Source organism: Bacteroides togonis, from assembly GCF_900130135.1.
GTDB lineage: Bacteria > Bacteroidota > Bacteroidia > Bacteroidales > Bacteroidaceae > Bacteroides > Bacteroides pullorum.
On record NZ_LT670820.1, the window covers coordinates 3,414,162 to 3,429,514 of the forward strand.

General features: G+C 41.5%; 5 protein-coding genes. 3 read left to right on the forward strand and 2 right to left on the reverse strand.

Features of this window, described 5'->3' with window-relative positions; translation table 11 throughout:
* Positions 1-2 precede the first annotated feature (2 nt).
* Positions 3-3,983 carry a two-component regulator propeller domain-containing protein gene (locus BQ8005_RS14365; protein ID WP_075318529.1) on the forward strand — a complete coding sequence of 1,327 codons (3,981 nt, stop codon included), beginning with the start codon at positions 3-5 and terminating at the stop codon, positions 3,981-3,983.
* Between the two features lie 211 nt (positions 3,984-4,194).
* Here the strand turns inward: BQ8005_RS14365 and BQ8005_RS14370 are convergent, their stop codons facing one another.
* Both BQ8005_RS14370 and BQ8005_RS17730 read right to left on the reverse strand, forming a co-directional pair.
* Entirely contained in the window at positions 4,195-7,107 is a 2,913-nt protein-coding gene (locus BQ8005_RS14370) for a glycoside hydrolase family 2 protein (protein ID WP_075318530.1), read from the reverse strand.
* A 323-nt stretch (positions 7,108-7,430) separates the two neighbouring features.
* On the reverse strand, positions 7,431-10,088 hold the full coding sequence (locus BQ8005_RS17730) for a metallophosphoesterase (RefSeq protein WP_234984057.1): 2,658 nt from the start codon (positions 10,086-10,088) through the stop codon (positions 7,431-7,433).
* 851 nt (positions 10,089-10,939) lie between these two features.
* On the opposite strand from BQ8005_RS17730, the gene BQ8005_RS14385 reads away from it, so the two are divergent.
* Together BQ8005_RS14385 and BQ8005_RS14390 are read left to right on the forward strand one after the other, a co-directional pair.
* Complete coding sequence (locus tag BQ8005_RS14385) at positions 10,940-12,103, forward strand: IS4 family transposase (RefSeq protein ID WP_075318825.1); 1,164 nt, start codon at positions 10,940-10,942, stop codon at positions 12,101-12,103.
* Positions 12,104-12,212: 109 nt separating this feature from the next.
* On the forward strand, positions 12,213-15,353 hold the full coding sequence (locus BQ8005_RS14390; protein ID WP_234984058.1) for a SusC/RagA family TonB-linked outer membrane protein: 3,141 nt from the start codon (positions 12,213-12,215) through the stop codon (positions 15,351-15,353).

Here is a 15,353-nt window from a genome sequence, read left to right on the forward strand (position 1 = left end):
CTATGAAGAAACTTTGGTTGTTTATCTTATTTTTGATTATATCCCGGATGCTATGTGGAAATGTCTATTTCAAGCATTTGGGTAAGGCTGACGGACTTTCTCAGATTTCTGTCGTTTCCATTTGTCAGGACGAATTGGGGCGTATGTGGTTTGGTACGCTTGAGGGATTGAGTTGTTATGATGGAAATGAGATGGTTGTATATAAACCTTCTGTAGCAAAGGAATACAGTTTTCTGGGAAACGAAGTCCATAAAATGGTAAGTGGTCAGGGAAATATTTTCTTTACCTCTGATAGCGAACTGATTCGTTATGATTTGCGTAAAGAGGCATTTTATGATTTGCATCTTAAAGCTTCGTGCCTTTATTCGGATGGAAGTGATGTCTGGGCTGCTGCTCATGATAGCATTTATCGTTGGAATCCGGTAGAAGAGAATTTTTCATTTGTATATCACATGGAATTGGGACAATCGGTTACCAGCTTTTATGTGGGGAAAGACCGTAGTCTTTGGGTAGGAACATTGACCGGATTATATTACATTGCAGAACCTGGAACACAACAACCAGTTTGTGTGATTCCAAATGTAAATATCTATTCTTTGTATTATGATAGTCAGGGAGCTATGTGGGTCGCAGCCTTCCGCAAAGGAATGTATAAGGTAGAATCGATCTCTGGCAATCAATGGACCGTGAAAAAAGATTTTGTGTTTTCCAGTAATGATATTCGTTGCTTTGTAGAAGATGATGAAGGGAGTGTATGGATTGGAACCTTCAATGGTTTGAATAAAATAGATCGGAATGGAGAGGTTACATGCTATCGTAAAGATATGACTCCCGGGGCATTGAAGCATTCTTCTATTTTTTCATTGTATAAAGATCGGCAGGGTACCATTTGGGTGGGAACATATTATGGAGGAGTTCATTATTTTCATCCGGAAGTAGATCTGTTCAGGCATTATTCTGAAAATGACGGTAGACAAGATGGGGTGAGTTTTCCTTATGTGGGCAATATGGTGGAAGATAAGCGGGGAGACGTGTGGATTTGTACAGAAGGTGGAGGATTGAATCGCTGGGACAGGAAAACAGATACATTTACTCATTATCTGTCAGGGAAAAAACAATCCCCGTATTTCCCTAATTTGAAGTGTATAGAATATGACGAACAGAATGATTGTCTTTATATCGGCACGCATAAGCAGGGTTTTTTACGCTTTGATATAGCTTCGGCTACGGTTAAACATTATGCAGACTATGGTCGTACCAGTGATTCTTTTAACGAAGTAATCATGCAAGGGGACAGTTTGTATTTACTGTCAATGAAGGGTATATTTGTGAAAAAAGGCTATGATGGTACTCTTGAACGTCCTTTCCCAAAGATTCCTGAAACGTTGCGTGAAGGAGTCGCTATGTTTATAGACTCTGAACGTTTTATATGGCTTTCTCGTCGGAATGAACTTGTTCGCATCAATATGTCGTCTCCGGGCGAAAAATATATTTATCCGTTGGGGCAGAAGGGACTTGGAAAGTTTATGGTAACAAGGATGACAGAGTCGTCTGACGGTACTTTGTTTTTTGGAACGATAGGTTCTGGATTGTATCGATATAATAAAGAATCGGACAGTTTTGAACATTGTCCGATGGCGGGTGCAGATTATATCTATAACATGCGGTTCCACATGTCAGGCTATCTGATTTTATTGACGGATCGTGGTATCCTTTGTTATCATCCTCAGACAACGGATATGAAAATATTAGATGCGGAGAATCAATTGCATCTGTCTGCAGTAAACGATGGTTGTGGACTGCTTGTTTGCCATGACGGGGAAGTGCTGGTTGGTGGTTCGGAAGGTATGACCCGATTTTCTTTTTCTTCTTTATTCGATACCTTGCCGGAACATAACTTGTTTTTTTCGTCGTTATCAGTCAATGGAAAAATAGTGTCAGCTCGGAAAGAGGAAAAAATATTGCCGGTAGCATTGCCTTTCGTTTCTCAATTGAATTTATCGTACGATGAGAATAATATTACCATTTCGTTTGCTTCGAATAGTTATATAGATAATTCAGACCGGAAAATTTATGAATATATATTAGAAGGGTTTGATAAGAAATGGAATACGACTTATGGGAATACATTGGTCTATACAAATTTGGATCCGGGCAAATATAGACTGAAGGTTCGTGAGAAACAACTGAGTGAACGTGATAAAATTCATTCCATTGAGTTACCTGTGATAGTCCATTCACCTTGGTGGGCTACGTGGTGGGCTTATTCTCTATATGCTCTTTTATTTTTAAGCATAGTCAGTACGCTTGTTCGTAATTGGATGGCACGTGTACATTTACGAGCTTCTCTGGCGCAGGAAAAATTGGAAAAGGAGAAAAATGAAGAGTTGATTCAGGCTAAACTCCAGTTCTTTGCCAATATCTCTCATGAATTCCGTACTCCGTTGACGCTGATCATTTCACAGCTGGAAGCTTTGTTGCAGACTTCGGGGCTTTCTCCGTTTATACGCACTCGCTTACAGAAGATCTATAAAAATACGTTTCAGTTCCGTGAATTGATTTCCGAGTTGTTGGATTTTAGAAAAATGGAGCGTGGCAAGTTGACTTTGCATGTGGCCCAATCTAATATAGTAGCTTTTATAAGTCGCCTCTGTGATGACTTTCAGCAGCAGGCTCAGCTGCAACATATCCATTTGGATTTTCATTCGGAAACGGATACGGTAATGGGTTGGTTTGACAGCCGTCAGTTAAGAAAAGTTTTTTCTAATTTATTGTCTAATGCCTTGAAATATACGCCCGCCAATGGAAAAGTGGAAGTCCAAATCATAGAAGCGACTGAACAAATTGAAATTAAAGTTCTGGATAGTGGAGAAGGAATACCCAAAGAAGCTTTACCTTTTATTTTCGATCGTTTCTATCAGGTGGATGCTGAGGTCTCTTCTCCCGGTAGCGGTATTGGCCTTGCTTTGGCTAAGGGAATCGTAGAACTTCATCATGGATCTATTGGTGTACAGAGTGCTTTGGGGTATGGTAGTGTCTTTACAGTGACTTTGCCAAAAGAGAATCCGTTCCTTCAAGATGACAATGTGGTTTGGGATGCGGCTGAAGGAGAAATGTCGGATGTTCTGCCCGCTTTCTCTGAAATGTCCGGTACTGATACGGAAACAGTACCTGTAAGTGACATTCCTAAATCGGACAATGATGCAAAAGATTGTGTATTGTTGGTAGAGGATAATGAAGACCTGTTACAGATACTGATGGATTTGCTTTCACCGCTTTATCGGGTTATTATTGCATTGGATGGCAAAGCCGGGCTTGATAAAGTAATAGAGGAGCATCCGGATTTGGTTGTAAGTGATGTAATGATGCCTGTCATGTCAGGAACGGAAATGTGCATGAAGATAAAGAGTAACTTTGATTTGTGTCATATACCGGTTATTTTGCTGACAGCGATGACATCCGACAATAATAAGATGGAGGGATTGCAATGTGGAGCGGATGATTACATAGAAAAGCCTTTCAACAACAAACTGCTTTTGGGTCGGATTGCCAACTTGTTGCGTAATCGGAAATTGCTGAAAAAGAAATTTTCCACTGTGACACCGTCCTCTGCCGATACAAATGATGCCGGTATGCCGACTTTGGCATTGACTCCGATTGATGCCGACTTTTTGACACGCTTGGATGATGTGGTGAAGACGCATCTGGCTGAACCCGATTTTGATGTCAATCAATTGGCCCGTGAGTTAGGAGTCAGCCGCAGTTCGCTTTACAATAAGTTGAAGGCTCTTAGCTTCGTAACTCCGAATGAGTATATTCTGAATGTACGTCTGAAGGCTGCTGCCGATTTGCTAAAGAAAAATCCAGAAATGCAGATTACAGAGATTGCCTATCAGGTCGGTTTTAATTCTTTGCGTTATTTCCGCCATTGTTTCAAAGCATCTTTCAATCAGACGCCGCAGGAATACAGACAAAGCGAATGAGAGGGACTGATATTTCAAGTCCCTCTTTACAATCGCCAAGTTCATAGTTATGGATGTCAAGTCCATGTTTACGTTCGTCAAGTGAATGTTTACGTGGCATCATCCATATATTCTTTCTTTAAAAGAATGTTTTGTCAATGCTTTCATTCCTTCACACCTCTGTAAGGGATTGGAAATCAGGCTGATGTTGTGAAAGAGTGATCTTTCACGCCTAATTTGCAAGTTTCACAAGCTGATAAACGATGAAATATACTCCTTCTCTTTTGTTCTTAAAACGGAAGCTTTCAACAGGAGTTACGTTTCCGTTCCCTTTGACATCTATATTTTTTATAGTTTTCTTTTCTACGGTTTTGCCTTGTTCATTTTTTAGTTCAATAATCAAGTTTGCTTTGCAAGGAGCATCCAGGTTAAAGATAACAGGTTGTATCTGATCTTGTGGACCGTATACGACATCGACATTATTACTTGCGGCCCACATTCGTCCGAATGCCTGTTTGTTGACATAATAAGCCAGCTTAGGTACACCGAATGCGTCTAACAGAGGCTTCTGGTAAGTAAACATATTAGCACCTGATTCCAAGCTACACCATGAGAATCCATCATAGCCTAAAAGAATTTGCTTTTTCATAGACTCCCATGCCGAGAACGCTTGGAAAGCCTGGCTGATTTTCCATTCTTCAGCATCCAGTTTCCTGCCGATACTATTCTCTTCGTACTCCCATTCGTAGGATTGCACTTTGTACCAAGGTTCCTTTTGTGCTAGTTCCCAGTTGGGCTGTGCGGCCGATTCTTCATGTTCAAAATTGAAAAATGCTTTATCATTGGCATTGATGCAGGAGGCCGCCCATCGGTAAGGAGCTTTGCGCAATTCGCTCCATGTCGCTCCGTATCCGGTATAAGCATCCTGGTTACCTCTGGTCATTAGTTTTTCCATGATTACAGGATTGGGAGAGATGGGGTTGCCTTTGTAGTCCATGCTGCCGTCATAGTTACCATAATGTGTATGTCCCCAGAAGGAAGTCGGAGAAATAAGCCTGCTCGTATCGGCCTGGCTGATCGTTTTATAAATCAGGTTCATGTAGTCGTGTGAATCTGAGATATCATGCTTTTTGAAACGGTTAGGATGGTTTCCGGCTTCCCACATGACAATGGATGGATGATTATAAACTTGTCTGATGTATTTGGGATATCCTTTGAAGTCTACGTTCCAGGCTTCTCCTTCTCTGACCCATCCGGCTGTTTGCCATAACAGGTAGACACCCAATTGGTCAGCATATTCTGCATAGCGCGGGTCATTAATACCATCGATTGTATCTTTTTCTGCATGTACATGGATACGCAGCATGTTTCCATTCATTTTCTTTATCTGCAACAGGTCTTGGATAATGGTTTCGTCAGATACACAACGGTTGGTTTTGGCTATTGTTTCGATGGGATATCTGTAACCCAGGATCTGGGCTCCATTCAACATTTCTACCTGATTGTTTATATAGAGTTTTCCTCTCTCCTGTGTTATAGTACGGATACCTGTTGTTGTGACATAATCGTCGATAACTTTGCCTGTTTTATCTTTTAGAATGACTTCCACTTTATACAAGTTGGGATGGTTGGGATGCCATAACAATGCATCAGGGATACTCAAAGGGATCGAAATCTTATTATCGATAGATGGTCTGATTTGGATTTCCTTTTGAATACTGGCTACTACTTCTCCTTCTTTCGGATACCAGGGGTAATAGTTTATTTCTATGCTTCCTTTATAATATTCTACTCCGTTATATTGAATCGTAATCAGATTGGACTGTACGGCTTCTTTTTCGTGAATGGTCGAAGTATGAACAAGTGCGTCTTTAATCATGCATCTGCTTGTCAGAATCAATTCTGTCCTTCCCAGTAACCAGCCTGTATAGGGGTCGGAGGGTGAGTGAAGCATTCGGTGGCGTGCTTTGTATGGCTTGACACGTACAGCGATCAGATTCTCCTGATGGGGAATCATGTATTCGGTGACATCCAATTGGTAGGGGTGTCTGTCGTTGATGACAATGACGGGTTGTCCGTTTATCCACACTTCACCTCCTGGATCCAGAGTCTCCAAGTTCAGAATGGCGCGTTCGCAATTGTCAATATGTACTTTCTTTCTGAGGTAGTAACTCTCTTCTTTTTCTGCCAGTCCGCCATGTACAGAGGGTAATTTTACTTCTGTCCATTGGGTATCGTCGTACTCTGGGCTATACCATTCCTTTATGGGAACGATGGGGTCGAAGTCTTCATCCCATACCAGCGAGGTGTAGAAGGGCGTGTGTGCATTGGCTGCATCCTGTACGAACGAATACAGTTGTAGGTTGTCCATATAGGTTGTTCCACTGGTAGAGGTGAATGACGTTTGGTTGATTATGGGAGTGAGGTTGGCATCAAGAGGACATTCCAAAGTGAGTGTTGAATCGAGTGTGACAAAGAATCGTTTGTTGTCAAAATCTCCATATATTTCCAGCATGTACTGGGATTTGCCTTTATAGTTTGTTTCCTGTTGGTATTTTCCTGATTGTACCTGGATCTTTTGGTCCTGTAGCTTTACGGATATGACATCTTGTCCTTGATTACCAAGGCTTAAAGTGTAACAGGAAGCTTCGTTCTGCAAATATGCTTTTAGACGGAAACGCCATTTGATGTCTTCCGTTTCTCTTTTAATGGTACAATCTGACAGGGACAGTTTCCCGTTAGCGATTTTACTGCCGGTCTGTTGTTCCCACAACTTCCATTCTTCTTGTTGTTCCAGTTCTTTTCCCGGACGATATCCGTAGGCTTTCCATTGTTTCAGTGATAAGGTCTTTCTTGTTTGTGAAGTAGGTTGAGGCTTAATGCTCTTTAAGGCTGATGGCACTTCCTGAGAAGAAAGAACTGGACGGTCTAGTTGTGGATTGTTCCAGAATTTGGCTGCATAATTTCCATATTTGGCCAGGAAATCGATACGTTGTTCCAGATTCATCCATTCAGTCTCTCCGTGGAAGTCCGTTTCTCCATTGGCTTTCACGTCAGAGGTAAAATAGCGTGTTTCAAGGGTTGATACTTGCCCGCTTGTGGATAAAGCCCATAAGCTGCTTAAAAGAAAAAGTATTTTTTTCATGGCTTATTAATTTTATGTATATACGAAATTGAAAATGTTTTGGAAACAAAATTATCAGTCTGTAGAAGATATAATGGGAGAAATTATGCTTTCTAATGGGGGATAATTGTCTTGAATAGTAGTTTTAACGAATTCTGAGGGTTATACTCGTGCTTAGTATAACAGTTTATAAATGAGGTGCTATGGGAAAATATACAATTAGGGGATATATAAAACAACTGCAAATTGCTTTCCTATAGTTGTGACTACACTGGAAGGCAATTTGCAGTATGGCTTCGTAGATATGTTTAAATAGCTTGGGCTAATTTATTTCCGGCTTATGCTTATTTCAGCGTTTTGTTTAGTAGTGCTTCACCGTTTTTCCCGATAACCTTGATATGGATGTTGCCGTCGTTAAGGTCAAGTCGAGTGGCACACATGGCTCCTTGTTCCAGTACGGGACATTGGTTTCCTGATTCTCCCGGCTCATGATAGAAGAAGCGGTGGGTGTGTCCTGCTACAATCAGATCGATTCCGGCATGGTTCAGTATGGGTAGGAATTTTTGGCTTGCGTCTTGGCAACCTTTCCAGGTAGTTCCCTTTTCCCATTCCTTGTCGGATACCAGCGGGAAGTGCGAAATGACAATCCGGTATTTTGCTTTCTTGAATTCCTTGCTTTTTACGACTTTTTCTAGCCAGCGGGCTTGTTCGCTGCGATAGTTGTCAAAGTCCGTCAGTCCGGCATAGACCGGATGGGTGTCAGATTTATCTTCACCCGTGTCGAGCATGATGACCATGACGTCTCCCATCAGGTAGCTGCCGTATATTTTGCCGTTTTGTTTGGGGAAGAAGGACGGGAAGATACGGGCCATGTTTCCGCGTGTTTCGTGGTTGCCCCGCACGAACTCAAACGGAATGGAGGTGGCAAACAGATCTACGCTGGTGTCGATGAACGACGTGAACGGATGTTCACCGTTTTCGGTCATGTAGTTCATCATGTCGCCGGCATAGAAGAACGAAGTGCAGGTTTGGTAGTCACATCGTTCCAACAGATTTCTCAGTAACTTCGGGTTGCTGTGCATGTCACTGGTAATGAAGATGGATCCACCTTTCTGTTCCGGGTCAATGGTACGGAATGTGTACCAGGGTGAAGCGATGCTGTCTCCGAATACCACCTTGTACGGTTGGAATGATTTGATTTCTTTGGCATGTATGCGGTATTGGTAAGTCGTGTTGGGTTGTAATTCTTCTGCCCTGATGGCAAAGAAGGTTGCATCTGCCTGTTTCAATCCGTGTTGTGAGCCGGAATAGTTGTTGGACAGTTCCTCTCCTTTTTTCTTGAGTTCGATGAACGAAAAAGAAGGATTGGATGTTTGGTAGGCAAATGTCGCTCCGTTGGTTGTCACTTCCTGCAGGTAGGGGCCATGGGCTATTTCAAGGAAAGGACGACTGCTCATGCGCACTTTGATGGTGGCATCTGGTTGGCCGAAGGTACAGTTGGCTTCTATTATGGTTGTATTTCGTATCGGATATTCCTTTGGCGAGGTGTTCTGTGCCAGTCGTGATGTGAAGGTTACATTTGTCGGTGAAATGATTTGCATATAGAAGTGTTTGCCGTTCAAGGTCAGATGGGCTGTCTTACCATCGGTCTCTACATCAGCCTTTGTGATGACCGACCACGATACGGTTGACTGGGCGTTGGTAAGTTTTATCTCATCTGTCACTTCGACAGTCTGGTCATCGATCAGAGTAAATGTACGGAACACTGATTCGGCTTGATCCTTATATAAGGAGGTCATATCCAGTTTGGCGTATGGCTGAGCAATGTCAGCTTTTTCTTCGCAGACAAAGGCTTCGCCTGCAGCGTATTGTATCTGGTGATCGATACTAATCGTATTGTGCGAAAGGTTGTTGTTGCGGAAGTATTTCCAGCGTTGTCCATTTGGCTTGTAGTCCCAGAAGCCGGGCAGGTTGTAATCGTCAGATCCCAAATCGTCCGTCCAACGTATACCTTCACTTTCCAGTACAAATGTTCCACAGTCCATCTGTTGGTGTGCCTGCATGGGCTCTCCACCTTTAGCTGTGAGGAATATGGAGCCTTGTACATCACGTTTGCTATTGAGCACAATGATGTCATTGATCGTGTTGTGGTATACTTCCAGTTTGGGTAGAGAAGATTGTGGATTGGGCTGTGCATTGTCGTACCAGGGAAGTGAAAGGAAGAATAATTGGTGCAGCGGTTGTTGTCCCTGAATGACCTTCCCGATTTCTTTCCGATACCATTCTGCTACTTCCGCCTGGGAATACAGTCTACTGAATAGGAAAAACGCAGGTGTGTTGAGCGCTTCGTCATGGGCGTTGGCAAAATTGAAGACTCGTCCTGATGGTGAAAGGGTGCGCTTATAATAGAGGGCTGTATTTTCTATGCCAGGCAGCTGCCCGATTTTTCCTTTGTCGCCTCCATTATCGGTAACGGCTTTCAAGTACAATGACAGGTAACTGGCTGTATATCCCCAGTAGGAAGGTCCTTCATAGCATACTCCGTCCGGAGCAAAATGCTTCAGACAATTAGGCATATACCGAGCTGCATTTTCCAAAATGGTACGTGCTTCTTGAGGATAATCTTCGGCTACAGCTAGTGCTCCCAGTACCATACCGGTGTTGCACACTACATTCCAGTTCGTTTCACGTTTGGCCCAACTACCCGGTCCTCCCTTTTCATATTCCTTCAGAACACGGGCTATAGCGTTGCGATAGATGCTGTTTTTAATCAGTTTCCGGGTAGATGCAGGTAGGGATTTGTACAACCAGTCGTAGGCTATCGCTACGGCAGTTGTCATTTCAGCTGTATCCAGATAATGGTTCGGGTCCCAGTCTGGGAAGTTACAAACCCATTGTAATGCCTGGTCGGCTGCATCCAGGTATTTTTTTTCTCCATAGAGGCGGTAGACCAATGCCAATGTCCCTAGGCGGTCTACATAGGCTCTGGAGGTATATAACATATTACCGTACCTGTTCATTTCGTAAGGGATTTGTGCCAATGTAGCAAGTGAGTCTGCCCGGTTCTTTAAATAGTAGGCTAGTTTTCGGACATCTTGATTTTGCTTAATGAGTTCTTTAACTTGAATTTCTTCGTTAGGTGTAAATAGCAGACGTGGGTGTGACTGCCAATCTGTTTGTGCCAGAATGGTACAGGTAGGCATCAATAAAGTAAATAATAGAAGCAATAAAATGCAATTCTTAATATTCGTCTTTAAAAAACGACAGAGGATTGCATTGTTCTCAAGGTGTTTTTGTGTAGAGTTCATAGGACTTATTTGTTTTAATTGATGATTGTTGCAGCGTTTTTTTGTAGGGGCTATATGTCGTAGCCTTTTTTAACTTCATGCAAAAATAGTCTTTTTCTAGATTAGGTTGGGATGATTTTGTCTAAATTGGGGGATGTATGTGTGTTGGACATGTTTTTTAAAGATTTACTTTGTGAGGTTTCGAAGAAGCGGACTATAATTAGCCCTTTGAATTCTGATCTATATATAATATATTACAATACAAATGTTTAACGTTTGTGTGTTGGATGATATTTCCCCTTTTGGACGATTATGCATCTCTTTCTTTAAATGTTAAAAATGTAAGGATGAAATAGAGTGTACTCTAAAAAAAACAGTGTGTCCCATTTATAAGAGAACAGTTTCCCATCTTTGCGATAGAAATCATAAAATATCCGAAATCACTACTGTCCCGTAAAAGTGGATAAATAGTTCTTTGAAATTATTGAAATATAGTCAATTACGTGGTTTCTTGAGATGAAACGGACTTGATTTTGCAACTTTGCAGTCTAATACAAATGGCTGCTATGTTCCAAGACAAATACGTATTCTCTCAATTAACCGCTTTTCTGAACAGGACTCAGTTCAACAACTATGTTCGCAAGTATGATGGCAACCGGTATGTGAAACATTTCACTTGCTGGAATCAGATGCTTGCAATGATGTTTGGGCAACTGAGTAACCGTGAGAGCCTGCGAGACTTAATCGTTGCTTTCGAGGCGCATAGGGGCAAGCAATATCATCTTGGGTTAGGTCGTGAACCGATAGCCAAGACAACTCTTGCCACAGCCAACCAGAACCGCGATTACAGAATCTTCGAAGACTTTGCTTTCTATATGATGAAGGAAGCCTGCGAGAAGCGGACGACCAACATCCTTGACATTTCCGGAAAGAAATATGCGTTTGATTCAACAACGATTCCGTTATGTCTTGCAACATTCCCGTGGGCAAAGTTCCGAAGCAAGAAAGGAGGAGTGAAAGCTCATGTCTTATACGACATTGAAGCACAAGTTCCTGCCTTCTATACTGTAACCACTGCCTCAAAGCATGATTCTACAGCGATGTCTTCAATCCATTATGAACCAAATGCTTATTATATATTCGACAGGGCTTATGATTCTTTTAAAGAGCTCTATAGGATACATCTTACAGACTCTTTCTTTGTTGTCAGGGCCAAGACGAACTTAAAGTATAAGACAGTCAAATGGAAGCGGAGAATGCCAAAGAACATAATGACAGATGCAGAAGTGAAACTGACCGGTTATCTCTCCGGGAAGAAATATCCGGAGTCATTCAGACTCGTCCGATATTACGACGAAGAGGATGACCGTGAGTTCACTTTCTTGACGAATGCAAAACAACTTTCTGCACTGGATGTCGCCAATCTTTATAAGAAAAGATGGTTAATCGAGCTGTTCTTCAAATGGCTCAAGCAGCATCTCAAGATAAAGAAATTCTGGGGCACAACAGAGAACGCTGTTCGCATACAAATCAGTGTGGCTATTATCACGTACTGTCTTGTGGCTATTGTCCAACATGATATGAAGTTGAAACGTTCAACCTATGAAGTTTTGCAAATTCTCAGTATATCATTGACTGACAAAACCCACTTGCGTGACCTGTTCGACAAGACTAATTTCAATGATGTCAAAGATCTAAATGATCCCCTGATTCCGGGGCTTTTTGATTAATTGTTTAACTCGTCCCATTTTAACGGGACACTAATGATCCGAAATAGTGTTTTAAAACTTACTGATAACTTAAAATTTAATGCTTATGTATCAACGAAGAGAAAAACGTATGTTGGAAGGTAATCTTTCCAAGTTCTTGTTGGGCGGTGTATTTTTTCTTTCAATGACTCCGACTTATGCTGTATCGGGAAAAGCTATTGAAGTCGAAAAGGTACACTCTGTTCTTTCTATTAATCAAGATGGCCGTACGGTTTCGGGTAACGTTGTTGATGAAACGGGACTTCCGGTAATTGGCTGTAACGTAAAAGTAAAAGGTACGACAATCGGTGCCATTACGGATTTGGATGGTAATTTTACTCTTAAAGGTGTCCCTGAAAATGCTGTATTGGTTGTAAGCTATGTAGGATATAAGGAACAAGAAATCAAAGTCGGTACTCAGAGCCAATTGTCTATCAAACTTCAGGAAGATGCGGAGTTAATTGATGAAGTAGTAGTTGTAGGTTATGCAGCTCAGAAAAAGGTAAATTTGACGGGATCTGTTTCTTCTGTTAATATGGCTGATATTGCGGAAAAAAGACCGATAACGAACCTATCTTCAGGTTTGGCTGGTATGGCCTCTGGTATTTCTGTTACTTCTAGCAGTAATGTTCCCGGTAATGATAATGCTTCTATTTTAGTACGCGGTCAAGGTACATTGAACAATTCTGCTCCTTTGATTATCATTGATGGAGTGGAGAGTAATATTAATACAGTGGCTCCTCAGGATGTGGAGAGTATGACCGTACTGAAAGATGCTGCTTCAGCATCAATTTATGGATCGCGTGCTGCAAATGGCGTTATCCTGATTACGACAAAGAAAGGTAAGCAGGGAAAGATTGGTGTAGATTATACTGGATATGTTTCTATGGAATCAATTGATAGAAGCCGAGTAACCGATCCTGTCTCTGATTATGCAACTTATATGGACTTGATGAATGAAGCCTATGTAAATTCTAAGCAACCAGCTCGTTTCTCCCAGGAAACTATTGATGCTTGGCGGAATGATGGAGGACGTAATCCATTGATTTATCCTAATACAAACTGGATGGATGAGATGTTTCGTACGGCAGTAGCAACCAATCACAACCTGTCAATTAATGGAGGAACTGATAAAATTTCTTTCTACACTTCTTTCGGTTACAATAGTAATCCGGGTGTAATGGAAAATTCCGGTTATGAACGTTATAGCTTTCGTTCAAATGTAGAGGCCAAGGTAACTTCTTGGTTGACTTTGGGAGCTAAACTGAATGGATATTTGGCTAATATCGACCAAGGACAGGATCGTTTGGATGATGTATTTATATACGGAGTTGCTAGTACGCCAGGAATTGTATTACGCCATCCGGATGGTCGATATGGTGGGCAACAGAATCCGGAAGATGATCCGCAGAGCAATAATCCGCTACAATGGCTAAATAGGGAGGTCGGTGAAAAGAAAGAACGTAATATGCGTGCTGTGTTTAATGGAACTATTACTCCATTGAAAGGATTGTCCATCTCGGGATCATATTCATACGAATTGACGGATAAAGATAACTGGGAGAAGACGAATCTGATTGATATGTGGAATTTTGCAACAGAAACGATTGTTCAAAAGGATTCCCGTCGTGATTATATTTATAATTACAATCGAAAGATAGAACGTATGTTTATGGATGCGGTCGTGCGTTATGAGGATCGTTTCTTCAATGACAGATTGGATTTGAGTGCCATGGTTGGTGCAAGCCAGGAAATGCGTCGTGACCGTAGTTTCAGTGCACAAAAATACGATTGGATTGATCCTTCGGTAGATGTTATCGGTGGTGCAACAGGTGAATCTGTTACTTCTGGTTCTCATTCGGAATGGGCCATGCGTTCTTATTTTGGGCGTATCAATTTAGGTTGGGACGGAAAGTATTTGTTTGAGGCAAATTTACGTGCAGATGCATCTTCCCGTTTCTTGAAAGGCAATAGATGGGGATATTTCCCTTCGTTCTCTGCAGGTTGGCGTATTGATCAGGAAGCTTTTATGGAAGGTACACGTAATTGGTTAGATGCTTTGAAATTCCGTGCATCTTATGGAGAGTTAGGTAATAATTATTTGGATAGTGATTATATGGCTATTGCGACTTATGGCCAGTCTAATTATGTCCTGAATGATGGTATGCAGATTGGTATGGCACAGACGGCATTGGCGAATGGAAACTTGACATGGGAGAGTACAGCTGTTACGAACTTTGCCATTGATTTTGGAGTGCTGAACAATCGTTTGACTGGTACGGCTGAGTATTTTTATAAGAAAACATCGGATATTTTGATTGACTTGCCTGCTCCTTTGGTACATGGTACTTCAACTATTCCAACTCAGAATAGTGCAGAGGTTGTTAATAAAGGTATGGAACTTACTTTGAATTGGGCTGATCATATTAATGACTTTCATTACAACATCGGTGCAAACGTGACATTTGTAGATAATAAGGTAACGAAGTTTAAAGGTGATCAATCGTCTATCAGTGGTAGTACAATGATTAAGGAAGGTCTGCCTATTAATGTGCAATATGTATTGGTCGCAGATCGGATTGTCCAAACGCAGGAGGATTTGGACTATGTACAGTGGCTGGCAGATAATTCAACAGATAAAGATGGTAATAAAGTTGATCCTTTCTCAAAATACAAGAGGCCTGAGTTGGGAGATGTACTTTATAAAGATATGAATGATGATGGTATCCTTTCGGATGAGGATAAGGTGCCTATGGGGCATGGTGATACTCCTCGCTTCTTTTATGATATTAATTGGGGGTGCGAATGGAAAGGATTTGATTTCTCTATGTTGATGTCTGGTACGGGAAAACAGAATGTTCAATATATGACGATGCGTTCATCAACCGTGACTTATGGTAATCAGATTAGTCAGGAAATTGCAGACGGACGTTGGTATGAAGGACGTACGGATGCTAAATATCCGAGATTGTTAACTGGTGATAGCCGTAATACGCGTTATAGCACGATTTGGGAAACGAATAAAGCATTTTTCAAGATTCGCAATATTCAGTTAGGTTATACATTGCCTGAAAAGTGGATGAAATCGGTATCATTGAATCGGGTTCGTGTTTTCTGTAGTTTGGAAAACTTCTTCACGTTTACTAATTATGCAGGAATGGATCCGGAAACGACATCGTTAACTTATCCGACTATGCGTCAAGCTTCATTTGGACTTAATGTATCATTCTAA